This window comes from Planosporangium flavigriseum, from assembly GCF_011947225.1.
Taxonomy (GTDB): Bacteria; Actinomycetota; Actinomycetes; order Mycobacteriales; family Micromonosporaceae; genus Planosporangium; species Planosporangium flavigriseum.
Map to the genome: position 1 here is coordinate 41,959 of NZ_JAATVW010000013.1, position 25,145 is coordinate 67,103.

28 protein-coding genes and 2 pseudogenes are annotated in these 25,145 nt (G+C 70.3%); 14 read left to right on the forward strand and 16 right to left on the reverse strand.

What is annotated here, in order from left to right; genetic code table 11:
• Positions 1–6: 6 nt before the first annotated feature.
• Positions 7–1,569 (reverse strand): D-glycero-beta-D-manno-heptose 1-phosphate adenylyltransferase, encoded by a 1,563-nt coding sequence (gene rfaE2 / locus HC028_RS18075; protein ID WP_168078539.1) that lies wholly within the window; start codon positions 1,567–1,569, stop codon positions 7–9.
• Positions 1,570–1,738: 169 nt separating this feature from the next.
• Positions 1,739–2,104 (reverse strand): hypothetical protein, encoded by a 366-nt coding sequence (locus HC028_RS18080; RefSeq protein ID WP_168078540.1) that lies wholly within the window; start codon positions 2,102–2,104, stop codon positions 1,739–1,741.
• A 129-nt stretch (positions 2,105–2,233) separates the two neighbouring features.
• On the opposite strand from HC028_RS18080, the gene HC028_RS18085 reads away from it, so the two are divergent.
• The 7 genes from HC028_RS18085 (at position 2,234) to HC028_RS18115 (ending at position 6,798) form a co-directional block, all read left to right on the forward strand.
• Positions 2,234–2,998, forward strand: a complete 765-nt coding sequence (locus HC028_RS18085; protein WP_168078541.1) for an ATP-binding protein — start codon at positions 2,234–2,236, stop codon at positions 2,996–2,998.
• Between the two features lie 103 nt (positions 2,999–3,101).
• Complete coding sequence (locus HC028_RS18090; protein WP_168078542.1) at positions 3,102–3,827, forward strand: GAF and ANTAR domain-containing protein; 726 nt, start codon at positions 3,102–3,104, stop codon at positions 3,825–3,827.
• Positions 3,828–3,920: 93 nt separating this feature from the next.
• Complete coding sequence (locus HC028_RS18095; RefSeq protein WP_168078543.1) at positions 3,921–4,286, forward strand: STAS domain-containing protein; 366 nt, start codon at positions 3,921–3,923, stop codon at positions 4,284–4,286.
• A gap of 85 nt (positions 4,287–4,371) precedes the next feature.
• On the forward strand, positions 4,372–4,878 hold the full coding sequence (locus HC028_RS18100; protein ID WP_168078544.1) for a hypothetical protein: 507 nt from the start codon (positions 4,372–4,374) through the stop codon (positions 4,876–4,878).
• A 4-nt stretch (positions 4,879–4,882) separates the two neighbouring features.
• On the forward strand, positions 4,883–5,383 hold the full coding sequence (locus tag HC028_RS18105) for a metallophosphoesterase family protein (RefSeq protein ID WP_168078638.1): 501 nt from the start codon (positions 4,883–4,885) through the stop codon (positions 5,381–5,383).
• 178 nt (positions 5,384–5,561) lie between these two features.
• Entirely contained in the window at positions 5,562–6,038 is a 477-nt protein-coding gene (locus tag HC028_RS18110; RefSeq protein WP_168078545.1) for a YybH family protein, read from the forward strand.
• Between the two features lie 334 nt (positions 6,039–6,372).
• Positions 6,373–6,798, forward strand: coding sequence for an ATP-binding protein (locus HC028_RS18115; RefSeq protein ID WP_168078546.1), 426 nt, complete (start codon positions 6,373–6,375; stop codon positions 6,796–6,798).
• Here HC028_RS18115 and HC028_RS18120 read toward each other — a convergent pair.
• Positions 6,782–7,126: a DUF3817 domain-containing protein gene (locus HC028_RS18120; protein WP_168078547.1), complete on the reverse strand. Its 345-nt coding sequence runs from the start codon at positions 7,124–7,126 to the stop codon at positions 6,782–6,784. The genes HC028_RS18115 and HC028_RS18120 overlap by 17 nt on opposite strands.
• Positions 7,123–7,542 (reverse strand): hypothetical protein, encoded by a 420-nt coding sequence (locus HC028_RS18125; RefSeq protein ID WP_240940238.1) that lies wholly within the window; start codon positions 7,540–7,542, stop codon positions 7,123–7,125. The genes HC028_RS18120 and HC028_RS18125 overlap by 4 nt, the downstream gene beginning before the upstream one ends.
• A 284-nt stretch (positions 7,543–7,826) precedes the next feature.
• Here HC028_RS18125 and HC028_RS18130 point away from each other — a divergent pair, with 284 nt between their 5' ends.
• The gene (locus HC028_RS18130) at positions 7,827–9,857 is read left to right on the forward strand and encodes a glycoside hydrolase family 55 protein (RefSeq protein ID WP_203981342.1); all 2,031 of its coding nucleotides are present in this window, start codon (positions 7,827–7,829) and stop codon (positions 9,855–9,857) included.
• Positions 9,858–9,889: 32 nt separating this feature from the next.
• On the opposite strand, the gene HC028_RS18135 is transcribed toward HC028_RS18130, so the two are convergent.
• Complete coding sequence (locus tag HC028_RS18135) at positions 9,890–10,453, reverse strand: hemerythrin domain-containing protein (protein WP_168078549.1); 564 nt, start codon at positions 10,451–10,453, stop codon at positions 9,890–9,892.
• 53 nt (positions 10,454–10,506) lie between these two features.
• Positions 10,507–11,547 (reverse strand): SMP-30/gluconolactonase/LRE family protein, encoded by a 1,041-nt coding sequence (locus HC028_RS18140; RefSeq protein ID WP_239075488.1) that lies wholly within the window; start codon positions 11,545–11,547, stop codon positions 10,507–10,509.
• A 169-nt stretch (positions 11,548–11,716) separates the two neighbouring features.
• On the opposite strand from HC028_RS18140, the gene HC028_RS18145 reads away from it, so the two are divergent.
• Complete coding sequence (locus tag HC028_RS18145; RefSeq protein WP_168078551.1) at positions 11,717–12,160, forward strand: NUDIX domain-containing protein; 444 nt, start codon at positions 11,717–11,719, stop codon at positions 12,158–12,160.
• On the opposite strand, the gene HC028_RS18150 is transcribed toward HC028_RS18145, so the two are convergent.
• Positions 12,157–13,326, reverse strand: coding sequence for a winged helix DNA-binding domain-containing protein (locus HC028_RS18150; RefSeq protein WP_168078552.1), 1,170 nt, complete (start codon positions 13,324–13,326; stop codon positions 12,157–12,159). The genes HC028_RS18145 and HC028_RS18150 overlap by 4 nt on opposite strands.
• 119 nt (positions 13,327–13,445) lie before the next feature.
• On the reverse strand, positions 13,446–14,504 hold the full coding sequence (locus tag HC028_RS18155) for a thioester domain-containing protein (RefSeq protein ID WP_168078553.1): 1,059 nt from the start codon (positions 14,502–14,504) through the stop codon (positions 13,446–13,448).
• 282 nt (positions 14,505–14,786) lie between these two features.
• Between HC028_RS18155 and HC028_RS18160 the strand changes: the two are divergent.
• A pseudogene (locus HC028_RS18160) lies at positions 14,787–14,990 on the forward strand (hypothetical protein); the annotation flags it as partial.
• A 94-nt stretch (positions 14,991–15,084) separates the two neighbouring features.
• On the opposite strand, the gene HC028_RS18165 reads toward HC028_RS18160, so the two are convergent.
• From HC028_RS18165 to HC028_RS18175, 3 genes are all read right to left on the reverse strand, one after another.
• A complete protein-coding gene (locus HC028_RS18165; protein WP_168078554.1) occupies positions 15,085–16,335 on the reverse strand; it encodes an MFS transporter in 1,251 nt (416 codons plus the stop codon).
• A gap of 396 nt (positions 16,336–16,731) precedes the next feature.
• Positions 16,732–16,902, reverse strand: coding sequence for a hypothetical protein (locus tag HC028_RS18170; RefSeq protein WP_168078555.1), 171 nt, complete (start codon positions 16,900–16,902; stop codon positions 16,732–16,734).
• A 698-nt stretch (positions 16,903–17,600) separates the two neighbouring features.
• Entirely contained in the window at positions 17,601–17,891 is a 291-nt protein-coding gene (locus HC028_RS18175; RefSeq protein WP_203981341.1) for a hypothetical protein, read from the reverse strand.
• Positions 17,892–18,027: 136 nt separating this feature from the next.
• On the opposite strand from HC028_RS18175, the gene HC028_RS18180 reads away from it, so the two are divergent.
• The 3 genes from HC028_RS18180 to HC028_RS18190 are packed head-to-tail and all read left to right on the forward strand — an operon-like array spanning position 18,028 to position 20,567.
• Positions 18,028–18,702 (forward strand): class I SAM-dependent methyltransferase, encoded by a 675-nt coding sequence (locus HC028_RS18180; protein WP_373313930.1) that lies wholly within the window; start codon positions 18,028–18,030, stop codon positions 18,700–18,702.
• 48 nt (positions 18,703–18,750) lie between these two features.
• Positions 18,751–19,212 carry a hypothetical protein gene (locus tag HC028_RS18185; RefSeq protein ID WP_373313928.1) on the forward strand — a complete coding sequence of 154 codons (462 nt, stop codon included), beginning with the start codon at positions 18,751–18,753 and terminating at the stop codon, positions 19,210–19,212.
• Entirely contained in the window at positions 19,209–20,567 is a 1,359-nt protein-coding gene (locus HC028_RS18190; protein ID WP_168078557.1) for an NAD(P)/FAD-dependent oxidoreductase, read from the forward strand. Before HC028_RS18185 ends, HC028_RS18190 begins: the two co-directional genes overlap by 4 nt.
• On the opposite strand, the gene HC028_RS27695 is transcribed toward HC028_RS18190, so the two are convergent.
• Entirely contained in the window at positions 20,568–21,053 is a 486-nt protein-coding gene (locus tag HC028_RS27695) for a helix-turn-helix domain-containing protein (RefSeq protein ID WP_239075500.1), read from the reverse strand.
• 5 nt (positions 21,054–21,058) lie between these two features.
• On the opposite strand from HC028_RS27695, the pseudogene HC028_RS27700 reads away from it, so the two are divergent.
• A pseudogene (locus tag HC028_RS27700) lies at positions 21,059–21,220 on the forward strand (peptide deformylase); the annotation flags it as partial.
• 62 nt (positions 21,221–21,282) lie between these two features.
• Here the strand turns inward: HC028_RS27700 and ggt are convergent.
• From ggt to HC028_RS18215, 4 genes are all read right to left on the reverse strand, one after another.
• Entirely contained in the window at positions 21,283–23,097 is a 1,815-nt protein-coding gene (gene ggt, locus HC028_RS18200; RefSeq protein WP_168078559.1) for a gamma-glutamyltransferase, read from the reverse strand.
• Positions 23,098–23,297: 200 nt separating this feature from the next.
• The gene (locus tag HC028_RS18205; protein ID WP_168078560.1) at positions 23,298–23,708 is read right to left on the reverse strand and encodes a RidA family protein; all 411 of its coding nucleotides are present in this window, start codon (positions 23,706–23,708) and stop codon (positions 23,298–23,300) included.
• A gap of 67 nt (positions 23,709–23,775) precedes the next feature.
• The gene (locus HC028_RS18210; protein ID WP_239075487.1) at positions 23,776–24,738 is read right to left on the reverse strand and encodes a TAXI family TRAP transporter solute-binding subunit; all 963 of its coding nucleotides are present in this window, start codon (positions 24,736–24,738) and stop codon (positions 23,776–23,778) included.
• Positions 24,735–25,145 (reverse strand): roadblock/LC7 domain-containing protein, encoded by a 411-nt coding sequence (locus tag HC028_RS18215; RefSeq protein WP_168078562.1) that lies wholly within the window; start codon positions 25,143–25,145, stop codon positions 24,735–24,737. The genes HC028_RS18210 and HC028_RS18215 overlap by 4 nt, the downstream gene beginning before the upstream one ends.

The window sequence follows — 25,145 nt, forward strand, 5'->3', positions numbered from 1 at the left end:
CAACATTCAGGACCGGGTACGCCGACCCCGAGCCGGGTCGAGCGGATGCCCCTGCTGTGGGTGTCCCTGCTGTGGGTGTGCCTGCTTCGCGGAGTGAGCGGCGGACCGGGCGGTGCCGGCGCGGATACGGCCGATCAACTTCGTCGTGGAGCGGTCCGGCAGGTAGTCCAGCGTCAGCACCTCACCGCCGAGTTCGCGTACGAGCGACGCCTCCGGGATCATCTCCGGGCGGTAGTCGCCGCCCTTGACGTACAGGTCCGGCCGGACCAGCGCGATGAGGTTGGCCGGGGTGTCCTCCTCGAAGACCACGACGTGGTCGACGCTGGATAACGCCGCGAGCACGGCAACGCGGTCCTCGACAGAGTTGACCGGGCGTTCGGGGCCCTTCAGGCGGCGTACCGAGTCGTCGGAGTTGACCGCGACGATGAGGACGTCACCGAGGCGCCGGGCCTGGTTGAGGTACCCGACGTGGCCCCGGTGCAGCACGTCGAAGCAGCCGTTGGTGAACACGATCCGCTTTCCCCGCTTGCGGTACGCCGCGACCGCGGCGACGAGGTCGGCGGCGCCGATCTCCACCTGGTCGCCCTCTCCGCCGATCTCCAGCAGCCCGTGCGTGTCGCAGACCGCGGTACCCGGCACGTGGCCCCGGGTGGCCGCCGTCGCGGCCAGCTGCGCCACGTGCGCCGCGTCGGCGAGCGGCACCTTCGCGGCGAGCGCCAGCGTGAACGCCGCGACGTACGCGTCACCGGCGCCGACGGTAAGGCTGGTGGGCGCCGGCAGCGCATGCGTGCGCACCGGTTCGACCTCCGCGGTCAGCACGACGGATCCGTCGATGTCGAGCGTCACCGCCACCGTGGGCGCCCCGGCGAGCGCCAGCAGGCGGTCGGTCGCCTCGATCACCCACTCGGCGCGGCGCGTGCCGACCGCGACTGGATCGCACTCCAGCAGCCGGCATGCTTCGGCGAAGCTCGGCGTGACGAGATCCGGGCGGACGCCGGCCCACGGTCGCGGATCGTGCGCGTCGACAACCAGCAGCGGGATGTCGTCCCGCCGCTGGGCCAGTAACGCCCGTACGGATTCGGCGGCCCCGCCCCCTCCGTAGTCGCCGACGACCACCGCATCGACGCCGGAGTCCAGCGCGGTGGCGGCCACGTCGACCAGGGCCGCCTCGGACTTGGCCGGGAGCGCCCCGGTGTCGCCCTCGTCGAAGCGCAGCACGATCTGCTCGTCGGCCACCAGCCGTCGCTTCGCGAGCGTGCGCCTACCCCGTACCGGTACGAGCCGGTGGTCGACTCCGGCGGCGTCCAGCCGGCGGCGCAGCCGGCCGCCGTCCGGGTCCTCCCCGATCGGGGACACCAGCATGGCCCGCCCACCCAGTGCCGCGATGTTGGCCGCGGTGTTGGCGGCCCCGCCGCCCGCGTACGTGATGCGCTCCACCTCGAGTACCGGCGCGGGCGCCTCCCGGCAGAGGCGTCGAGGCGAACCCGCGAGCCAACCGTCGAGCATGGCGTCCCCCACGACGAGCACGGTGGCGCCTCGCCACCGTGCGGGTAGGTCGGTCAGCGTCATCGACGCCCTCCTGTCGTCGGCGCATGTCCCGCCGGGGATACCCCGTCCCGCGCCGGCGAACCATCCCGCTCATCGCGTGCGCGGTGAGCCGCTCAGCGGTACTTTCGTCCGCGGCGGCCTCGCGCCGTGGCTGCTGCCGAAGCTCCAGGAGCTCGCGACTCGGTGCGGCTCAGCCCGGGCCGGACTGGCCCTCGGGCCTCGGGCGCAGCTTGCGCCCCTCCTCGGTGTCGGCGTCCGGGTCCGGCCCGGTGTACCACTTCGCGAACCGCAGTTCGTCGCCGAACGCCTGCTCCGACCCGGCGTCTCCGCCGGTCGGGTCGTCGATCTGACCGTCGTAGGAGTACTGCGCCATCGCCTTGGTGAGCTCACCGATCGGCAGTTCGTTCGGGTCCCGCCAGACACCCTCACCGCGAGGTGCGCTCACGTGCCCCTCGCGCGGCGCGCTGATCTTGTCTTTGTGAGTGTCGTCGCGCGGTGCGTCGCCCTGCGCTGCGCTCGCATTCTTGTCCTGGGGTCCGGGTGCGGGTGCGCTCATCGGAGATCACCTTCCATTACGGTCCGTAGTTGCCTACCCAGCCGGCCTGTGACCGAAACGGCCGTGCCACTACGGTGTGGCGATTCAGACGCGACGATTGGATCTCGTGGCACCGGGTAGCACTGGGGCATGGATCGACGGACCGACGTGGGAAGCGCGCCCGGCGACGCGGCCCTGAGCTGCACCGTCGAGTCGGAGTACCCGGTGGCGGTGATCCACATCGTCGGGCGGCTGGACCCGACCGGATTACCCGAACTGCAGACCTGCCTCCACTGCTGCCTGGCGGCGGAGCCGGAGGCCGTCGTCCTGGAGGTGGCCGACCTGACCGTCACCGCCGACGAGTGCGCAACTGCCTTCGTGTCCCTCTCCTGCGAGGCGATGACCTGGCCCGGCAGCCCCGTCGTCTTCGCCTGCGCGCCACCGGCCCTCGTCGCCGCGGTCCGCCGCAGGGGCAAGGAAATCGCGTCGTACCCCTCCGTGGACGCCGCGCGGGACAGGGTCGCCAGCGGCGGGTCCCGGTACCGGCTGCGCGAGGCGCTGCCCGCCTCGCCGGTCGCCGCGCCGGCGGCCCGACGGCTGCTCGGCCGGGCGTGCCGGTCCTGGTCGGTGCAGGAACTCCTCGAACCCGCGGAACTGGTCGCCACCGAACTGGTAGCCAACGCGGTCCGGCACGCCGGCAGCCGGGTGGTACTCACCGTTTCGCTGCGCCAGGGCGACCTCCAGATCTCGGTTGGCGACGACAGCCCTGCGCTGCCACGCCAGCGGACGGCCTCCCCCGCAGACGAGCACGGGCGGGGGCTGTTCATGGTGGACGCCCTGTGTAAGGACTGGGGAATGACATGTGTAGGAAACGGAAAAGTGGTGTGGGCTAGGGTCTCGGCGGGATTCACGTGAGGACCCGCTCGAACCGATCCGGCTGTCACGTAGGTGTTTCCGACAGCCCCGTGGGGTAGGCAGGTGCCGGCGTGCTGGCGCGCCCTGAGGGGAGAAAACAGGTATGGGTGAGCGAACGGGTCAGCTTCACGTGGTCGAGATCGCCTCGTTGCTGCGGGAACTGACCGCCGGCCTCATCGCGAGCGATGACCTCGACGAGGCAATGGAGGTGCTGGTTGCGACGACCGCGCAGGCAGTGCCGGGCGAATCGTGGTGCGGAATCACCCTGATCAGGGCCGGCGCACCCACCACGCAGGCCGCATCGAGCCCGTTGACGGCCAGGGTCGACGACATCCAGTACAAGATCGGCGATGGCCCGGCGCTCACCGCCATCCGCACCCGGGAGATGGTCGTCGTCGGCGACCTTGCAGGCGAGGCCCGGTGGCCGCAGTGGCGTGAGGCCGCGGCCGACGACGGGATCTCGGGCGTACTGTCGATGCCGCTCGACATCGACGACCATGTGATCGGGGCACTGAACCTGTACACGAGCGAGTCGAACGCGTTCTCCCCAGACGTCCAACTGGCTGCGATGCTGGTGGCCGAGCACGCCGGATTGCTGCTCGCGGCCGTGCTCGACCGCGGTCGACTGGCCGGGCTCGCGGCCGACCTCTCCGAGGCGCTCGCGAGCGGGGATACCGTCAACCGGGCGATCGGCATCGTGATGGCGCAGCGGGGTTGCCGCGCCGAAGAGGCCCTCCAGGTGCTGCGACAGGCGTCGATGAACCTGCACGTACCGCTGCACGACGTGGCCGACCGGCTGGTCAACGCGATCGGCAGTCGATCCGCTTGAGCCGCCCGCAACTGCGCCTCTACCAGCGCGGTGCTTGAACGTGCCCGCATCGCGGGCACGTATGCTCACGCGAACGCGTCGGGAGGGCGAGCAATGGACCTGGGCATCACAACCGTGGCCGACACGGATCCGGTGGTCGTCTCGCTGACCGGTGAGTTGGACATAGCCTCCGCCCCTCCGCTGGCGGAGCGCATCCGCAGCCTGATCGACGCCGGGCGTACCCGTCTCGTCGTCGACCTCGCCGGCCTGGCCTTCTGCGATTCGACGGGCATCGGCACGCTGGTACGCGCCAACAACGACTGCCTCCTGCAGGGCGGCTACCTGCGGCTGGCCGCACCCAGCCGCCACGTCGCCCGGGTCCTCGCCGTCGTCGGCCTGCTCGACACGTTCCCGACCTACCAAAGCGTCGAGGCCGCCAGGCGCGCCGACGCGGACGCCCTCGTGGTCGCCGGCCCCTGACGTCACTTGAGTGAGGGGTCGCTCGATACCGGTAGGTCACCTAGGCTGGTGAACCGTGGGTGACGAATGCGTCACAGTCGTGGAGATGTCGACCGGAGCGCTGGAGGCCGCCGATCGGGCCGACGCCGTCATCCAGTGGCTCCTCGACACCGGAGTGATCGTGCCCAACCCCCAGCGCGGCAACACCTGGCAGCCCAGCGGGTACCTGCCGGGCCCGCAGGCGCCGGCCGCGGCGCCCGGATTCGGGGACACCGACTACACCCTCGCCAACAACGGCGTGGAGATCCTCGTCGAGCGCGAGCTGTACCGCGACACCTCTCCGCACAAGGCCCCGAGCTGCCCCGAGTGCGGGTACGAACTGGCCGAGGCGACCCTTGAGGCGATGATCCGGCCGTGGCTGGACGGCCCCGAGCCGAGGGTGGACTGCGCCGGCTGCGGCACCGCCCGACTGCTCGGCGAATGGCCGGACGGTTACGTGGTCGGCGAGCTCGCCGTACGGTTCAACAACTGGCCACCGCTGTCGCAGGCGTTCCTGGCCGACCTCGGCGCCCGGATGGGACCGCGTTGGCGGGCCATCCGTGAACAGTACTGAGGCCATGAAGCTCGTCCTGACCGCCGACACGCACGTACCGAAGCGGGCCCGCGACCTTCCCGAGCCGCTCTGGCGCGCCATCGACGCGGCCGATGTCGTGGTGCACGCCGGCGACTGGGTCGACGTCGCGCTGCTCGACCGGATGGAGTCCCGGGCCGCCCGGCTCGTCGGGGTGTACGGAAACAACGACGGCCCGGCCTTGCGCGCCCGGCTGCCCGAGGTGGCCCGGGCGGAGTTGGGCGGGCTCCGGCTCGCCGTGATCCACGAGACCGGCCCGGCCACCGGCCGCGAACGCCGCTGCGCCGAGCGCTTCGGAGACGTCGACGTGCTCGTCTTCGGCCACAGCCACATCCCGTGGGACACCGTCGCGCCCGGCGGCCTCCGGCTGCTCAACCCCGGGTCGCCGACCGACCGACGGCGCCAGCCGGTCGCGACGTACCTGACCGCGGAGATCCACGACGGCGCGCTGACGGACGTGACTCTCCACCCGCTGCCGCGTCGGTGATCCGCCCCTGTTTCCGAGGAGGGCGCCCCGCCTACGGTCTGTCCCGTGAGCCGGGCGCCCTCCGCACGAACAGGGGCGGGTTTCGTGCGGGTGCACAACCCCTTAACAGTCCTCGGTAGACGGTGTTAACGTACGGCCGCGAGTGTCGGTGGGGCGCGCCAAAGAAGGAGCGATCCGGTTGGCCAATGCGGATGTGCTCACTCAGATCAATCGGGACATATGGATCCCGTTCTCCACCGCGTACGCGGCCGGCGACCCGGAAGCCTTCATCGCACTGCACTCCCCCGAGGTGATCCGGGTGGAGGGCAACGGCGGCTGGATCGGCGGCTTCGAAGAGTACTCGGGGCGCCTCCGTGAGTGGTTCCAATGGGTCGCGGTGCAGGAGGGCCAGCTCGAGATCCAATTCCGCTTCCTGGAGCGGCACACCGGCGATGACGCCTCGTCCGAACGCGGCGTCTACCGGCTCACTCTGACCTATCCCGATACCGACGAAAACGTGTGGTACGGGATGTTCCACACGATCTGCCGCAAACGCAATGGCGTCTGGCGGATTGCCCTGGACTACGACTCCGACGAGGGTGGCACAGTCGGCGAGGAGACGTTCACGAGTGGCCGCGAGATGGAACAGTTCGAGACGTCCGGCTCCCTGTTGTGAGCATCACGCGGAGCGGCGTCGGACGAAGCGACGGAGATATGGAAGCCGGACCCCAGTCCTTACGGCGAGCGGTCCGGCAGACGGTGGGGTCCGGCAAGACAAGCATCGGCGGCCGCCGACCGGAGTTGAGAAGTTCCAAACGGCGACGGCCTTGCGCGACGCCACCCGAGTCAGGGGAATCCACCCCTTCCGCCACCCACGCGCGGTTTGTTGTGGACCGCGCGGGGGCACTACTAGATAGAGCCGTGTAACGTGAAGCGACTAACCTCTTCTGTCGCACCATCGGTCGATGTCTGGCCGGTAGCGGCCGATCGCGAGGGGCCACATGGTACAGGTGACCGTCAAACTTTGTTTACCCAGAGACACGTCCAGCGTCTCGATCAGCCGCCGGGTGGTGCGGTCGGCGCTCAATGCCCTGGGCGTCGTCGAGGACATCCGCTACGACGTCGAGCTGGCCCTGACCGAGGCCTGCGCGAACGTCGTGCAGCACGCGGCCTACTCCGACGAGTACGAGGTGACCATCGCGATCCAGGGCGCCACCTGCAGCATTGACGTGATCGACAGCGGCCACGGCTACGACGAGGAGGCGCTCCAGGCATCGATGCCGCACCCCAACGCCGAAGAGGGCCGCGGGCTACACCTGATCCGCATGCTGACGGAGAACGTCATGCTGGCCCACCACCCGAAGCGCGGAACGATCATGCACTTCGAGAAGAAGCTCGAGTGGGAGCCGCAGTCCCTCCTCACACAGCTGAAGTGATCGGCTCCGCTTCGGCGGCGGCCTGAGCCGCCCGCACGCGGTGGGTCACCTTGCGCTCAGCGACGAACGACAGGAACGGGATCGTACCCGCGAGCAGGATGCCCAGCGTGTAGAGAAACCGCCAGCGGGCGCGCACCGCCAGCTGGAAAGTGATCACCAGGTAGACCATGTAGAGGAAGCCGTGCATCGGCCCGACAATGGCGATCACCGTCTCGTCGTGGGCCAGGTACTTCAGCGGCATCGCCACCAGCGTGAGAAGCAACAGGAAGACCCCGACGACGTAAGCAGCCACGCGGAAACGCTTGAGTGCGGACTCCACTCCGGTCATCCTTCCGATCTCGGGTATTCACTGGGCCGGTATTCACCAGGCCGGTATTCACTGGGCCGGTATTCACTGGGCCGGCGACCGGGGTTGGCGGTCAGCCACTCAAGGTACCGGTTGTACGCCACCAGGTCCGGGTCGCCATCGTCGGACACCCGCTCCCGCCGCACCGGCGCGGCCTGGAACGGCACGTACCCGGGCTGCCGGGCCAGTTCCGCCGGGACCGCCACGCTGGGCACGCTCTCCGGAACCGGCTGCCCTTTGCGCAGCTCAGCGCGGATCTCTTTGATCCACACGAACACGACGAAGGCCGCGAAGAGCGGCCATTCAAGCGCGTACCCGAAGCTGAGCATGTTGCCGCCGCGGGCCCTGCCGACCTGCCACCAGCCAAGCAGAAGAAACGTGGTGACCAGCACCACCATCAGCAGGTGACGCACCAACCACCAGGGCGTCAGAAACCGGGCCACGCATGCGAGCGTACCCGCCCGACTCCTCCGGGCACCGCTCCCGCCGAGCACGCCCGGTCTCGGCGGGATCCATATGCCGATGGCGATATGCCAGTTTTAGGGCAAATACCAGGTGACGTGGTGAACTGACCACGACCATGGGGGTGTGAAGTCCATCGACGGTTGAGTAGGGTGATGCCCGCCTGCCACCGGTTCGTCCGAGGGAGCATATGACCAAGAAACGACCATCGTCGGAGACGGTGGCAACGGCCGCACTGACCATGATGAGCCTGGTTGGCGGATTGGCGGTGGCCTGCACCGCCGGTGTTGGCGTCCGGCCGGCGAAGGACGTCGCCGCCGCGAATCCTCAGGCGCCCGTGGTCAGCACGGCCCCTGCCCCCGCGCCGGCCGTACCTACTCCCGAAACGACGACGGCCGACGACCCCGCGGCGGACAACCCTCGGCTGCTGTTCCCGACCGACGCCGTGGTGGACGTGAAGTCGTCCTACCGGGCCAAGGGCGACGGCAGCGCCGACGACACCGCCGCCCTGCAGAAGGCGATCACCGAGAACCCGGGCCGCACGCTGTACCTGCCGGCAGGCACGTACCTGGTCAGCAAGGCCCTGGAGGCACGGGACCAGCAAGGGCGCTGGCAGTCCGGCCTCCGGCTGGTCGGCGAGGAACGCAACAACACGATCATCAAGCTGAAGGACCACACCGCCGGCTTCGGTAACCACTGGAGCCCGCGACCGTTCCTGCGGGCGGGCGCCTCGACCACCGACGGCATCGGCCGGCCCGGCGAAGCCATCGGGTACGGGAACCATCTGGAGAACCTCACCGTCGACACCGGCGACAACCCCGGCGCCACCGGCATCGACTACACCGGCAGTACCGTCGCATCGATCCGCCGGCTCACGGTCACCGGCAAGGGACCGGTCGGCCTGTCCATCACCCAGGGCCTGCCCGGCCCGGCGCTGATCTCCCGGGTGACGGTAAAGGGCTTCGACTACGGCATCAGGATCGCGCAGGGGCAGTACGGGCTGACGCTGGAGCACCTGCACCTGTCCGAGCAGAAGATCGCCGGACTCGACAACGCCGGCAACATCCTCGCCATCCGCGATCTGACGAGCGTCAACGCCGTGCCGGCGATCCGCAACGGCGACCGCGGTGGCTTCATCTCCCTCGTCGACGCGAAGCTCACCGGCGGCACCGTCGACTTCAGCGCGATCCAGAGCAACGGCGAGCTCATGACCCGCCGGGTCAGCACCGCCGGATACCGGTCGGCGATCACCCAGAGCGGGCGGATCATCGCGGGCACCGAGCTGGCGCAGTACGTGTCGAAGTCCGCGTTCACGCCGTTCCCCGAGACCCAGAGCCCCGCCGTCGACCTCCCGGTACGCGAGACCCCCGACTACTTCCCGACCCAGGCGGCGGACTGGGCCAGCGTCGCGGCGTACGGGGCGAAACCCGACGACGGCGAAGACGACACCGCCGCCTTCCAGAAGGCCCTGGACGCCGGCAAGCCCGTGGTCTACCTCCCCACCGGCCGGTACGTCATCTCCAAGCCGGTGCGCATCACCGGTGCGGTGCGGCAGATCGTCGGCTTCGCGTCGACGCTGACCCCGACCGGGGCGGCGTGGGGCAACGCCGCGGCGCCGGCCGCCCTCATCGAGGTCGGCGACGGCACCGCCCGGGACGTCACGATCACCGGGCTGCGCATCGCCCGCGCCGAGAAGTCCTCCCCACCCGTCACCGGCCTGGTCGCATTCGCCCAGCGCACCACCCGCCCGCTGATCCTCAAGGACATCGACTGCGCGGACGCTACGACGAGTTACCAGGCCGCGCCCGGTGTGGGGCCCCTGTACCTGGAGAACGTCTCCGCCTCCGGTTGGCAGTTCGACCAGCCGCAACAGGTGTGGGCGCGCCAGTTCAACCACGTCGACCGCGACACCGCCACCGAGAATCGCTCGCCGCTACTGGTCAACGCCGGGGCGACGGTATGGGTGCTCGGCCTGGAGACGGAGCGGAGCGGGCCGCTGCTGCGTACCGAGCGCGGCGCCCGTACCGAGGTGCTCGGCGGTGCCGTGTACGAGGCGCCGAGCGGGAACGCCGTGGCCTTCGAGTGCCTCGACGACGCGTCGATGGCGCTGTCGTTCGCGACGATGGGCCCCGGGTACGGCGTCTACGACGTGCTGATCCGGCAGCGCCGGGGCGGCACGAGCAAGGATCTGGCCCGGCAGGACACCTACTGGCGCGGTGAGGGCCGGACGGTGCCGCTGTACACGGGCTGAGCCCATCCGCGCCGCCTGACGCGCGTCGCGTGTCAGGCCCGCCGCAGCGCGTCGCGGATGCGGTCGACGAGGCCGAGCGCCGGATAGAGCAGCCGGCTCACCGGCTGGTTGGCGGGCACCGCCGGGTGCGGACGGGTCGGCGCGAACTTCTTGGCCTGCTGCGCCCGGTCGGCCAGCTCCCGCAGTTCGTCCGGGTCGGTCGCCATCCGCAGCCGCGGGAAGACCTCGACCTCCTCCTCGAGGAAGTGCTGGCGCATCGCGGCCATCAGCCGGCTCAGCACGAACTCGAAGTCCGGGTCGGTCGCCTCCAGGCGCTCCAGCCGCTTCATGTCGACCTCGGCCTCGGAGTGATCCTGGATCTCGTGGTCGGCGATCCGGTCCCCCTCGGGGAGCACCCTGCGCAGCGTCGGGTAGAGGTACTGCTCCTCCACGACCGAGTGGCGCACCAACTCGGCCACGACCTCGTCGGCGATCCGGCGGCGCTCCTCCGCGCCCGGGTCACCGGTCTGCAACTCCCCGAACAGCTCTTCGATCTCGCGGTGATCGTGAATGAGCACATCCACGAGGTCCTCGCCGCGGTCCTGCGGCGCGCTCACAGCAGCCTCCCGACAAGTAGGGTCGCCGCTCGGCTACCCCGGCAACCGGGGGGCTAACCCGCGGACTCGGCCAGGCTCACCCGCGCGACGGCGCTCTCCATCAGGCTGCCCAGCCACAGGTCCGACCCGTGCTGGCGGACTCCCGTGATGAACAGGTAACGGCCGGCTGGTCCGTGGAGGCTGCGCAGCACCCGCCCGTCACCGTCGACGAGCGCCGCTAGGCCGTACCGCTTGGGCTGTGGCTGCAGCCGCTCCGGCACCCTGGCCACAAGCTGGCGGATCCGCGGGTACGGCAGCAGCCGTTCCAGGGACGCCACCCGGGGGCTGGGCAGCGCGATCCAGTACGTGCCGTCCCCCACCGGCGCCATGTTGTCCGGGTACGCGGGAAGGTCGGCGAGCTGGACCGGCGACCCGCCGTCGAGCGACATCCGCATCAGCCGGTGGGTGGTCGTCTCGACGAACAGCAGCGCCGACTCATCGGGGGTGAGCGCGACGCCGTTCGGGAAGTACAGCCCGGCGGCGACCACGTCCGTCTGCCCGGTGCCCGGGTCGTAGCGCAGCAGCCGGCCGTTGGGGCGGTGCTCCAGCATGTCGAGGCGCCAGTCCTCGATGCCGTAGCGGTCGGAGCTGTCCGAAAAGTACACCGTGCCGTCCCGCGCGACCGCGGCGTTGTCGCAGAGCCGGATCGGTTTGCCGGCCGCGTGGTCGGTCAGCAGCGTGACGGCCCCGTCGCCAGTGACCCGCAGCAGCCCCCGGTGGGCGTCGCACACCACGAGGCTGCCGTCGCGCGGGTCGAACTCGATGCCCAACGGCCGCCCACCCGTGTCCGCGACCAGCTCTGGTGGAGCAGCGCCATCCGCATCTGCGTCGTCCTTGGCGCTCACCGCGCCGGATGGCCAGCGCCAGATCCGACCGTCCTCGGCTCCGGTGATCAGCCGGCCTTCGAGGTCGACAACGATGTCCTCGGGCCCATGCCCACCGGGCAGCGCAAAGCGTTGAAGCCGGTCAAGCCTGGTGTCGACGGCCGCCCACTCCCCCACCAGCGGGGGCGGTGTGCTCGCAGGTGCCTTGGCGGCACGAATCAAAGAGGCCACGGCGCCATTCTGCCGTCGCGCGCACCGACAAGAAAGATCCATTCCGGACGATAAAAAGATCAGTCCAGCCCGTTCTGGCACCACTCGTCAAGGTACGCGTACCGGGGACGCGCGTCGCATACCGGACCAATCGCGGCTGCAGCACCCCGGCCACCCCTACAGTGATCACATGTCATCTGCCGCCTTGCGCCTGGCCAGCGTCCTACTGGTCAACCAGGACGGCGCGATCCTGCTGCAGTTGCGCGAGCCCGACGCCCGGATGGACCCCGACCGGTGGGGCCTGCCCGGCGGGCACGTGGAGCCGGGCGAGGACCCGGCCGTCGCGGCGCAGCGCGAACTGCGCGAGGAGACCGGACTACGGGCACGCGGCGATCTCTCGCTCTTCCTGCACGAGAACTTCCCTTCCCGCCTCACCCCTGGGATGCGCATCGACTGGCATGTGTACTGCGGCGCAACGCTCGCCCGGCAGGAGGACGTGGTCCTCGGCGAGGGGGCGGCGCTGCGGTTCTTCGCGCCGGCCGAGGCCCTCGAACTGCCCCTGGCCAGCGGCGTCGACCGGGTGGTGCCGACGTTCCTGATCTCCGAGGAGTACCGCGCGCTCACCGCAGCTTAGGCGGCCAGCTCCCGCTCCAGCGGCGTACGGAAACGCGGGATCACGCGGATCGCCCCGATCGATTTGGTGAGCCGGCCCGCGGTCGCCTCCACCGCCGCGGCGGTATCGCTGCCGACGTCTTCGAGCAACCGGTACACGACCTCACCGTCCGCCCGCTGCGCCCAGCCGCCGACGATCCGGCCGTCGCTCCACACCGTCGGCCCGATGTTGCCGGACCGGTCGAACAGCGCCGGGCCGTGCGCGCCGAGGTACCACGAACGTTCCGACCAGCCCATCGCCGTCGGATCGAGCGCGGGAAGCAGCGCGACCCAGGGCTCCGGCTCGACCTCGGGCTCCATGTCGTCAGCCAGCACCAGCCCCGTGGAACCGTCGAGGTCGACCTCCACCGGCCCGATCGCGCTCAGCGCCTGCTTGACGTGGCCAGCCGACCACCCGGTCCACCATTTCAGATCGGCGACGGTGCCCGGACCGAGCGCCCGTAACCACCGGCGGACCAACTCCACCCGGGCCGCCTCGACCGGCACCTCGGCCATGCCGCCCGGCAGCCATCTCTCGACCGGCGACCATCGCCACTGGGTGCTCGTCCAGGAGCCGCTCGGCCGGCCGCGGACGATCCGACCATCCGCGGCGAGCAGGAACAGGACCCAGGTGGTGATGCTCTGCCTGCCCCCGTACGACTTGCCTTCGGCCATCATCACCTGGCTGCGGAGGCGCGGCTCGGCGCTGGACAACTGGGCCCCGGTCGCCTCGCCCCGGACGGCGAGCGCCCTGGCGGTCGAATCCTCCACCTCGGCCAGCCAGTCGGCGTCGCCGAGGCCGCCTTCGCTGATGAGCTGCGTGTACTTCCGTCGCTGCACCACAGCGATCGCCTCGGTGCAGGCGGCCTGTATCACCGGAGCGAACTCGACCGGCACCACGAACATCGTTCGGCGCATGCCGAGCATCCGGATGAGCGTCCGTTCGTCGTACAGCGCACGCTCGATCGCCTCGACGTCCACGCCCACCGTCCGGGCCTGAATGGAAAGGAACACCGACGCCGGGTCGGTGGCGTGCAACGCGAGCACCCCGTCAGCCGCCTCCGCCGGAGTCGACGCCATCGCCGCGGCGGCCAACCGGTGCCGGACGCCGAGCCGTACGCGCCGCTCATCGATCCCGATGCGCCTCATACGGGACTTCCTACCATCGGGAGCCGACAGAATCCCATCGGGAACCGACAGAGTCGGACGGCAATGAAACGGTGGCGGTGCCCGGCCGATCCGGACACCGCTACCGTGCTGCGGTCAGGTCAGGCCGTGAACGTGACGCGGCGGCGCCGGAGCATCGCCACGAGTACGCCTCCGCCACCGAGCAGCACGACACCGCCGACGGCGGCACCGACGGCCGAAGCGCCGGTGACCGGCAGCGTCGGCGCGGCCTTCGGCGTGAAGGTACCGATGGCGTGCGCGACCGACTCGGCCTTCGCCTCGCCGGCCAGAATGATCTTCTGGTGCTGGTCGGGGCCCGTCTTGGAGGTGAACACCCGGCCGGTGGGCACCCTGCCCTCGGCCGTCGCGTCGACGGTGACCTTTCCGGCCGCGTCGCTGGTCAGCCAGAACTTTCCACCGGCCGGGACGGCGGGCACCGGAGCACCGTTGGCGTCGACGATCTTGCCGCCGCTGGCGGTCAACTTGGCCTCGCTCGAGGAGTTGACCGCGTACGGACCCAGCTTCGAGCCGACCTCGCCCGTCGCACTGTCCGGGGTGATGGTCAGGTTCGGCCCCGGCTCCTTCACGTTCTTCGCCTTGTCGGCGCCCGCGACGAGGTAGTCGTACACGGCCTTGATCACGCCGTATTTCTTGTCGCCCGCCTTGGCCGCGGGGGTGGTGACGTTGATGTCGTCACTGAAGTGCCAGATCGCGCCCTGGGTGCCGACGTACACCAGCGTCCGCAGTTCCTCGGCGTCGATCCCCTCGGTGGTGACGTGCGCGGCGGCCAGCACCTTCGTGACGTCGTCGACCTTGGGCCAGCTGTGGGTCAGGATCCACTGCACGTTGTCCAGGTTGTTGACCCGCGACGGCTCCCACGCGGTCTCCTGGTAGCTGCCGCCCTCCTCGAGACCGTGCTTCAGGTCGATGCAGTAGGCCGCGACGGTCTGGTCGCCGATCTTGAGAGTCTTGAGGCCGACGCCGAAGTCATCATCGTTCGTGTACACCTTGTGGCCGCTGCCTGCATCGCCGGCCACGCCGGTGACCGGCGCCGGTGCGTCAGCTGCCGCGGCGACACCGGCGGCCGTGAACGACAGGAGGCCGCCGAGCACCACGGCAGCCCCGAGCCGGCCCCACTTGCGTGCGCTTGTCCGTCCCACGCGCGGATTCCCTTCCTTCGCCTCAGACCGGGGAAGCCCAGTCCCACGTCGCGACGGTCCAATCGCGAGCTGGCGGAGCCTTCGGTGCATCGCTGCCGTCACTGGGCCGTGTGCACCATGCCCGCTCCCGAGGGATAGTGCAATATCGATATGAGACTGCTTCGGAAAGGGTTGTCCAAGTGCGCAAAACCAGGTGCACTCACACCGATCGACTGCAACTAGGCGCTATCACGCCCTCGCAGTGTGCTTCGGTCACACCTGTTTTTTTTGTTGCCACAACTACGGACCGATCGGCTGTCCCTGCCGGCTCCGAGCGCGGCCGACCCGATCCTCGGCTCCTCGCCGACCGTTCAGTTCCGTTCCCCCGGCCTGTCCTACAACGCCGACGTGCAGAACCCGAAGTCGCTCAACGCGGTGCTGCCCGCCGACGTGGACACGTCGACCGGCGTGGACGGCTCGAACGTGTACACCCGCGCCCCGCAGGTAGCCCACCGGCACGATCGTCAACGACGACTGACCCCGGCTCCCCTGCATGATCGTGGAGACTTTTCCGTGCCCTGACGCGGAAGAGTCTCCACGATCACTGGGCGACGGCTGGGGCGGCTGCCGGGGCGGCGACAGCGATCGCGGCCGGTGCCGGGTCGGCCGGTCCGCCGGGCGGCGTGGCGCCACCCGAGCGGTGTCGAACCACGACGATGGCGAGCAGCGACACCACCACTCCCACGATCCCGGCCAGCGCAAACCCCCAGCTGGCCCCGTACCGGTCGAGGACGAACCCCACCGCCGGCGCCCCCAGGGAGGTACCCGTGGTGAGCGCCGACCCGTGCCACCCCATGGCCTCTCCCCGCACCGAGGCCGGCACCATCCGGCTGATCGTGTCGGAGCTCGACGCGATCACCGGGGCGCACAGGAACCCGGCCGGCGCGATCAGCAGGCACAGCCAGTGCCACTCACCGGCGAGCCCCACCGGCATCGTGCAGAGCCCGAGCAGCGTCATGAGCACCAGGGGCGACCACGGCCGGGGCAGGGCGCCGTAGACGAAGCCACCCACCAGCGAGTACGCACCCCAGGCGATGAACACGACCCCGCTCCAGCTCAGCTGGTTGGCCTCGCGCAGCACGGCGACGATGCCGACATCGGTGCCGGCGAGCACGAAAGTCGCCCCGGCGACCGCCACCAGCACGAGCACCAACCGCGGGGTGAGCACGCGATGGCGCCCGGCCGGGGCCCCGGCAGCCGCATGCTCCTCCGCGCTGTGGACGGGTGGGTTGAACGCGTAGAGCCCGATCCCGGCGAGCGTCAGGGCGACGCCCACTCCCCACATCGTGGCGGGCGCGGAGGTGTTCGTCAGAATCACCACGGCCAGCGCCGGCCCGGCCATGAAGGAGAGCTCCACCGACATCGAGTCGATGGAGTACGCGGCGCGGCGGTGCTGCTGGGGGACCAGCGCGGCCAGCGACTGCCGGATCACCGAGAACACCGGCAGGGTAAGCGCCCCGCCGAGGAACGCCACGGGCAGCAGCACCGGATAGGGCAACACCGGTGCGACCGCCCAGAAGACCGCTGAACCCGCGGTCGTGAGAAGCAGCATCGGCCGCAGCCCGCGCCGGTCGACGAGCCTTCCCAACACCGGTCCGCCGAGCGCCATCCCGATCGTCGACACGGCGCCTACCAGGCCGGCCGCCCCGTACCCCCGGTGCAGATTGCCCACGACGTGCAGGGTGAGCGTGATGCCGACCGCCGTCGCCGGCACCCGAGCCAGCAGCGCGACCGCCAGCAGGCGCAGCACTCCGGGAAGGGCGAAGACGTGACGGTACGGCTCGAGACGCATGCCGCCCATCCTGCGCCATCCACATGACGTTTCCGACCGAGTTACCCCGTGTTTAGGCCGGATCACAGCACTGGATCACATCTGCGTGACTTGACTTCGAGCGCGCTCGAACGGCGAGGGTGGGTGCGACGCGAATCCCCACAGCGGACGGAAAGCACCTATGAAGCACCGCGTTCTCGGTACCAACGGACCGGCGGTCTCACCCCTCGGCGTGAACTTCCTCGACACCGCCGACATCATCGTGCGCGAAGGCGAGCCGAACAGAGCGACCTCGCGCCGGATCGACCCCAGCGGCGAGCAGCGCCGAGGCACGGCGCGACGTGCGGCGCCTATGGGCGCAAGGCACCCTCGCGGCGGGAGCGCGCCCGGCCCGCCACGCTCACTCCCCGACCCGACCTACAGCGGCTCGCGGAACCGTGGCGTCAGGTCGTCCGGACCGGCCTCTGGCACCGGGAACCCCGGTGCCGTCGTGTCATCCTCGACCGCCTCGAGGACGTCCGGGCGCTCCTCGATCGGGTGTACGTCGGTTCGCTGCTCGTACTCGGGCAGCGGCTCAGGCTGCGTCACACGGGCCGGATACCCCGCCCCGCTGACCGCATACCTTTAAAACTGCGCAACTTCCGACAATTTGCCCAGCCGATCAACATCGATCGTCATGCCGATCAACTCGTACTCGGCACCACGTGCACCAACCGCTCGTCACCCCGGGGATCCGCGCAAGACGGGCAGAAGTGCCGACCCGCCGGGCCTAGCCCTTTCGTGGACCACCCGCGCGCCTTCGCCGCCGCCCAGACCGCGGAAAGAATCTGCGGAGTGCTGGCCCCCGGTGAAAACAACACGTCGCAGGAGTCGCACCACAGGTCGACACGAACACCCGCATCACAGCTTGTCGTCTTGATCAGCACGACGTCCTCCTCGGTCGCCGGGACCTCTCCAACCTCGCATGTGCAGTGTTTCGTGCGAAAGCGACGGCACGCCGTTGTTTTTGCACGAGTTGACGGGGTCTTAACAAAGACGTTCCAGAAGCAACGACGAGTCTAGACGAATTGGACTAACGGTCGTTAAGCTCGAAAGTCCCGTCCAATGCGCCACTGCGGTGAGCTGCGCCACTAACGCGCGGGCGTCCCGTCGGATGTGGACATCCGACAGCGGGAATTCCGCAACGCGTCAACCGAAGCGCCAACCAGAGGCGAGCGAAGCGCCACCAGAGGCGAGCGAAGCGCCGACCGATGGCGGCGGGGGCCAAAGGGGGAAGGCCCGAAGAATCAGCCCGCGAGCGCGAGCGGCTGCGGCTGCGAGGGGCGCAGCGCCGCCGGCTTCGCCGGCGTCGGGTACGCGGTACGGATCATCTCGAGCGCCCACTCCATCCGGCCGACCGCGGTCTCCGGGTGCTCGCCGAACTCACCGGCGACGCGGACCGCGCAGCCGCGCATGCCGAACCGGCGCAGCGTGGTGGCGACTGCTCGCAGGACCTCATCGGGAGCAGGCCGGTCGGACAACTGAAGCGACGAGACGAAGAGCGCCTCGGCGCGGACCGCCTCCACGTTTACTGTCATGGCATCCCCCTGTGGGCCACTTCGTGCCATGACTCAGGTAACGGGATGGCCGGTGCGGCGCGGGTATCCCCACGGGTGCCGATCGGTTGCCATGCACAGCTCGCCCGGCATACGGACCGCCGCGTACAGTGCTCGCGTGCAACCACCCGCTGAACCGGGCGTGACCTCGGATGTCAAGACCTCCGACTTCATCCGCTCACACACTCGCCTGAACACCCCGTCAGCGGTCCCCGAGCTTCTCCTCCACCTCGCCGACGAGCCGATCGAGCTCTGGGAACGCACCGAGCAGGAGCGCGGCGACCAGCTTCCGCCACCCTTCTGGGCGTTCGCGTGGGCCGGCGGGCAGGCGCTGGCCCGGTACGTGCTCGACCACCCCGAACTGGTTCGCGGCCGCGTGGTGTGCGATCTCGCCGCCGGCTCCGGCCTGGTGGCGATCGCGGCAGCCAGGGCCGGTGCCGCGCGGGTGACCGCAGTCGAGATCGACCCGCTGGCCACGGCCGCGATCGCGGTCAACACGGCGGCCAACGGCGTCGACGTGACGGTGACGCTCGGCGACATCCTCGACGGCGACGCCGCGGGCGCCGAGGTCGTGCTCGCCGGCGACGTCTTCTACAGCCGGCCCATGACCGAGCGGGTGCTGCCCTTCCTGCAGCGCGCCCGGGCTGGCGGCGCCCGCGTCCTGGTCGGCGACCCCGGCCGGGCCTATCTGCCCCGGGCGCTGTTCACCACGGTCGCCAAGTACGACATCCCGGTGACACAGGCGCTCGAAAGCGCCGACACCAAACCCACCACAGTCTGGGAACTGCCGTAACGCCATCGGTGTCGGTGTAGCCAGCGCCGCCCCGGGTAGCCGCCCCTGGTGCGCACCCTGTACCGGGGTTTGATCGCGGGCGCGGCCGGCACGGTAGCGCTCGACATGGTCACCTACCTGGACATGGCGATCCGCGGTCGTCCCGCCAGTACGACCCCGCAGCGGACAGTGCGGCGCCTGGCCGAGATCGTCGGCGTCGACCTGGGCGAGGGCGAGCGGGCCGAGAACCGCAGTGCCGGCATCGGGGCGCTGCTCGGGTACGCGACCGGGCTGGTCGTGGCCCTCGCCTACGTGGGTGCGGCACGCGGGCCACGGCCGTGGCCGCGAGCGGCCGGCACCCTGATGGCCATGGCCATGGTCGCGTCGAACGCCCCGATGACCGTGCTCAGAGTGACCGATCCGCGCCGGTGGAGCGCCGTGGACTGGGTCGCCGACGTGGTACCGCACCTGGCGTACGGCACGGTCACGGCGGCCGTCGACAACACGCTGCGAAGTGGGGAACCGCGATGACCAGAGATGCCACTCCTCGCGTACTCATCGTCGGCGGCGGTCACCTCGGCCTGTACGCCGCCCGGCACCTGCAGAAACACCTGCGGCCGGGCGAGGCGGAGCTGATCCTCGCCGACCCCCGGTCGCACATGACCTACCAACCGCTGCTGCCGGAGGTCGCCGGCGGCAACATCGAGCCGCGCAACATCGTCATCCCGCTGCGCCGGGTCCTGCCCCGGTTCCGCGTGTTGAACGCGGAGGTCGTCGAACTGCGGCACGCCGAACGCAGGGCGCGGCTCCGGCTGGTGGACGGCGAAGAGCACGACCTCCAGTACGACCATGTAGTGGTCGGCCCCGGCTCGGTCGTGCGAACGCTGCCGGTGCCCGGACTCCCCGAGCTGGCGGTCGGTTTCAAGACCCTCGCGGAGGCCGTTTACCTGCGAAATCAGGTACTCACCCAGCTCGGGCTGGCGGCCTCCACGTTCGACCCCCGAGTGAAGCGCCGGGCGCTGACGTTCGTGCTCGCCGGCGGTGGCTACGCCGGTGTCGAGGCGCTCGGTGAGCTGTCGGACATGTCGTACGCCGTGGTCGACGCGTTCGGCCTGCGCCGCGAGGAGCTGCGCTGGATCCTCGTCGAAGCGGCCGGCCGGATCATGCCGGAGGTCAGCCCGGAGCTCAGCGAGTACACGGCGAACGTGCTGCGCCGGCGCGGCGTGGAGATTCGCCTCCACACCACGATATCGTCGTGCGTCGGCGGCCGGATCAGGTTCGGTGCCGGCCTGTACGCCGACGAGATCATCGAATCCAACACGCTGATCTGGACAGCCGGTGTCCGTCCCAACCCGATGCTCGACAAGACCGACCTACCCCGCGACGACAAGGGGCGGGTCGTCGCCGACGCGTACCTGCGGGTACGCGGGATGCCGGGCGCGTGGGCCGGCGGCGACTGCGCCGCGGTGCCCGACCTGACCGGCCGTGATCCCAACGCGCTGTGCCCGCCGACCGCTCAGCACGCGGTCCGGCAGGCCCGCCGGCTCGCCGACAACCTCATCTCCGACCTGCGTGGCCCGCACGGCCACCCACCTCAGCCGTTCCGGCACCGGCACGCCGGCTCCGTCGCGGGGCTCGGGCGGTTCCAGGGCGTGGCCGAGGTTTACCACGTACGAATGCGCGGGCTACCGGCCTGGCTGCTGCACCGCGGGTACCACTGGGCATTGCTGCCGAGCCCGGTCCGGAAGGCGCGGGTACTCGCCGGCTGGACCCTGGACTCGGTGTTCCCCCGCGACATCGTCGCCAGCGGCGAGCTGGAACAGCCACGCCGGCCGCTGCAGGTGGCGGCGCGGGTGCAGCAGCCGCTGGCTGCCGGACGGGCGTGACTACTCGGGCTCGATCAACGGGAACAGGCGGGCCACGACGGCTACCGGGGCAGCCCCCGGTGGTCTGGTCGCCGGGCGCTCCTCGCGCTGCCGGTACCGGGCGATGAGCTCCCGGATCGCGCTGCCCATCTCGGTCAGTTCGCGCGGCGTGAGGTAGAGGATCTGGCTGAACGCCTCGTCCCGCTGCCAGCGGGCGGGTGCGGTGTCGCGCTGAACGAGCCAGCGCTGGTAGCTCTCGTCCTCCAGTCCCCTGGCCAGACCGTCCAGATCGGTCGTGGGCTGGGATGCCGGGTCCGCGCTCGGCGCCGGCGCGGAGGTGGCCAGCCGCCAGGGCCGTACCCGGCCGCGGCCGGCCGGAGCCTCCTCGATCAGACCGTACCGAGCCAGTTGTCGCAGGTGGAACGAGTACAGCCCGGAGTTACCACCGAGCTCACGGGCTGCCTGGGTGGAGGTCAGGGTGCCCCGCTCCCCGATCAGCGCCAGCAAGGCGGCAGCACGAGACCGACCACCTCGACGGCATCCTCTTCATCGACCGGATGGACACCGAGCGCCGCAAGGCCGCGATGAAGGCGATCCGCGAGGCGCCGTGGAATGGCAAGCCCGCTCCGCGTGTCAGGCTGAGCCCGCACCCGATCTTCGGCCGTCTCGGCTGACCCACCCACTTTCCATGATCATGAAAGATTCGGGGCGCTGGGGCACCCCGAATCTTCCATGATCATGGGGAAACGACCGCGGCGGCGCCACCGCCTCGGCGGGTCGGCTCGGCCGCTGCCAGCATGCGACCGTCGCGCCGGAACTCGATTCCGGTCGCCGCCCCGATCTCCGGATTCGCGGCGAAGGCGTGGCCCATCCGCTCCAATTCCTTGGCTTCCGGTGAATTCAAGAACGCCGGCTCAGCCTGCACGCTCGCGGTGTTGCGCTGCGTGGCCCGCGGCGCGGCGATCGCGTCCGGCAACGTCAGGCCGAGGTCCAACCGGCCGATCAGGATCTGCAGGACGGTCGTGATGATCGTCGAACCACCGGGCGAGCCCACCGCGAGGTACGGCTTGCCGTGCGCCAACACGATCGTCGGCGACATCGAGCTGCGCGGCCGCTTGCCCGGCCCGGGCAGGTTCGGGTCCGCTGCGGGCGCCTGCGTGTTGGTGAAGTTGAAGTCCGTCAACTCGTTGTTGAGCAGGAAGCCCCGCCCGGGCACGACCATCGCGTTGCCGCCGGTCTGCTCGATGGTCAGGGTGTACTCCACAACATTGCCCCACCGGTCGGCGACCGTGAGGTTGGTGGTGTGCGTGCCCTGTGTGTTGGCCTCCCCCGCCGCCGCCCGACTGCAGCCACCGTACGAGCCGTCCGGCACTCCGGGTGCGACCGGCTTGGGCAGCGCGTGCGCCGGATCGACAAGGCAGGCCCGCTCCGCCGCGAACCCGTCGCTGAGCAACTGCTCCAACGTGCCGCGCGAGGTGTAGTCGCCGACGTACCGGTTACGGTCGGCGAACGCCAGCGCGCTGGCCTCCAGGTAGCGGTGCAGAGCCTGCGCCTTGGGCAGCGCGCGCAGATTCGATCCTTCGAGGATGTTGAGCGCCTCCCCGACCGCCGTGCCGCCGCTGGAGGGCGTGGCCATGCCGTACACGTCGAGGCCACGGTACTGGGAGTGGGTCGGCTCCGGGGTCCGGACCCGGTAGCGCGCCAGGTCGGACATGGCCATGGTGCCGGGCCGGATCTCGTAGTCCCACTTCCCGATCCGCTGCTGCGCGACCGGCGGGTGCTGCACGGTGGCGACGATGTCACGGGCCACCACGCCCCGGTAGAACTCGTCGACGCCATTTCGGGAGATCAGCCGGTACGTGGCCGCCAGGTCCGGGTTGCGGTGCGTCGAACCGACCGCCGGCGGCTGCCCGCCCGGCAGGTACAGCGCGCTGGTCGAACCGAACTGGCCGAACGCCGCCTGGTTCTCGGCTACCTGGCTGGAGAAGGTGGCGTCGACGGGGAATCCTCGCTCGGCGACCCCTGCCGCCGGGGCCAGCGACGCCGCAAGCGTACGGGTACCCCAGCGGCGCAGCGCCTCCTGCCAGGTCATCAGCGTGCCGGGCACGCCGACGGAGACGCCGCTGACCCGGGCCTCCGGAAACTTGTACGCCTCGCCGGTGGCCGGATTGACGAAGGCGTCCTCCCGCATCGTCATCGGCGCGGCCTCCCGGCCGTCGATCGTGTAGACGGCGCGCTTGCGGGCGTCGTAATAGACGAAGAAGCCGCCGCCCCCGATACCCGCCGAGAACGGTTCGGTGACGCCGAGGGTGGCGGCGGCCGCGACGGCCGCGTCGACGGCGTTGCCACCCCGGCGGAGGACGTCGAGCCCGACGCTGGTGGCGGTGGGGTCCACTGTGGAAATGGCACCGCCGTACCCCTCCGCCACCGATGACGCCTTGCCCGGCCGGGAAGCGTCCACATTGGCGCCGGCATGAGCCGGCGTCACGGGGACGAACAGTGGGATCGACAGCGTGAGGGCGGCCAAGGCGGTCATCCTGCGAATTCGCATACGCGCTCCTGAGGATCGGCGAGCTTCGCTGTCCGCGCGTGCCCCAGGCGCCGCGCGATCAAACCGCGAAACACCGCCGAGCGTAACCGGGATATCGATCTCTGTCACCGGCTAGGAGGCCGTTCACCCGGAACGGCAAAACCGGCGTCGAATCGATGCAGGCGAGCAGGTGTAAAACGATGCCGGTTGGGCAGGGCCTTTCAGCTAGGCAGGGCGACGACCGCGTCCACCTCGACGAGAAACTCCGGTCGGACGAGCGCCGGAACCTGCACCAGAGTGCTCGCCGGGTTGGGCAGCTCGCCGAGCGCGGGACGGATGAGCTCGTCGCGTACGTCGCGAATCGTCTGCACCTGGGTCACGTCCAGCAGGTACCAGCCGAGCTTCGCGACGTCGGACCAGTCCGCGCCCAGTTCGCGCAGCACCGCGTACATGTTGGTGAGGGCCTGCCTGGTCTGCGCCGCCAGGTCACCGGCGCCGACGACCCGCCCCTCGGCATCCACCGAGACCTGGCCGGAGACGAACGCCACGCGGCCGGAAACGGTTACGGCGTGCGCGAATCCGGGGCCGGGGGCAAGGCCGGGCGCGGTGGTGAGGCGGTCATGGACAGCCACGAACAGCTCCTATCGGTCGGCGGCGCCGGAGGTATCCCCGGCCGGCCGACGTTGAAGCATAGATCGCTCAGCGACCCTGGTAGTACCGCCGGGCACCGGGGTGCAGCGGCACCGGCTGGGTCTGCGCCCCGGAGGCACGGTCGAAGTTGGCGCCCTCGGGGTGCACCTTGGCCAGCTCGGCCTGGTGCTCGAAGAGCACCTTGGTCAGGTTGTACGCCAGGTCGTCGGGCATGTCGGCGGGGACCAGCAGCAGGGTCGGCAGCACGATCGCCTCGACGTCCGCCTCGGTGTGGTAGACGTCCTTGGAAATGGTCGCCTTCGAGTACACCGACCCGTACTTGGCCGCCAATGGCTCGACCACGTCGCCGGCGGGCAGCAGCGCGAACTTGCCGGGCGCGCTGTCGAGCAGGTCGGTGATCCCCGGCGTGGGCAGACCGCCGGTGAAGAAGAGCGCGTCGACGCTGCCGGCCCGCATCCCGTTGACCGTGTCAGGCAGTGACGTCCGTAGCCGCTGGATGTCGGTGTCCGGATTGAGCCCGGCAGCCTCCAGCATGCGCCCGGCCAGCAGGTCGGTACTCGAGTTGAGCGTGCCGGTGGAGACCCGCCTGCCGCGCAGGTCGGCGACTTTGCGGATCTTCGCGTCGGTGCGGACGACCACATTCATCGTGTTGCGGTACAGCCGGGCGAGCGCCCGGATCGGCTGTGGCTTGCCGGCGTACGGGCCGCGCCCCTCGGCAGCGTCGGCCGCCGTGTCACCGCTGCACAGCGCCAGTTCCATGTCTCCGCTGGCCAGCCGATCCACGTTGTCGCCCGATGCGCCGCTGGGTTCGGCCCGCACCTCGTACCCCGGAAGGTACGTGCTGACCAGGTCGGCATAGCCGCCGCCCAACTGGTAGAACGTGCCGCTGGTGTTGCCGGTGGCGAGGAAGAGCCGGCCCTCGTGCCAGCGCCGAGGGGCGGCGGCGGCGTTCGCGCAGCCGGTCAGCGCGACCGCGACGACCAGTGTGCAGACCAGGGCGCGCACTCTCACGTGGACCTCCCGGCCTGGCGTGGGCCCGGTTCGAGCGCGTCGGCGACCCGGCGTACCAGCATCGCCGTCTCGTACCCGACCTGCCCCAGGTCGCATCCTGGCGCGGCCAGCACCCCGATCAGCGCCCGGTCCCCGACCGTCATGACCAGCATGACGCCACCGTCCATGTCCACGATCGTCTGGCGTACGCTGCCCGCCGACATGAGCCGGGCGGTGCCGGTACAGAGACTGGCCAGCCCACTGATCACTGCCGAAAGCTGGTCGGCCATGTCGACCGGGAGGTCAGCGGAGGTGGCCAGGCGCAGCCCGTCGTCGGACACGGCCACGGCATGGGCCACGTCCGGCACCTGCCGGGCGAAGCTTGCCAGCAACCAGTCGAGGCCGGCGGTCTGCTGCTGTTGTTGCAT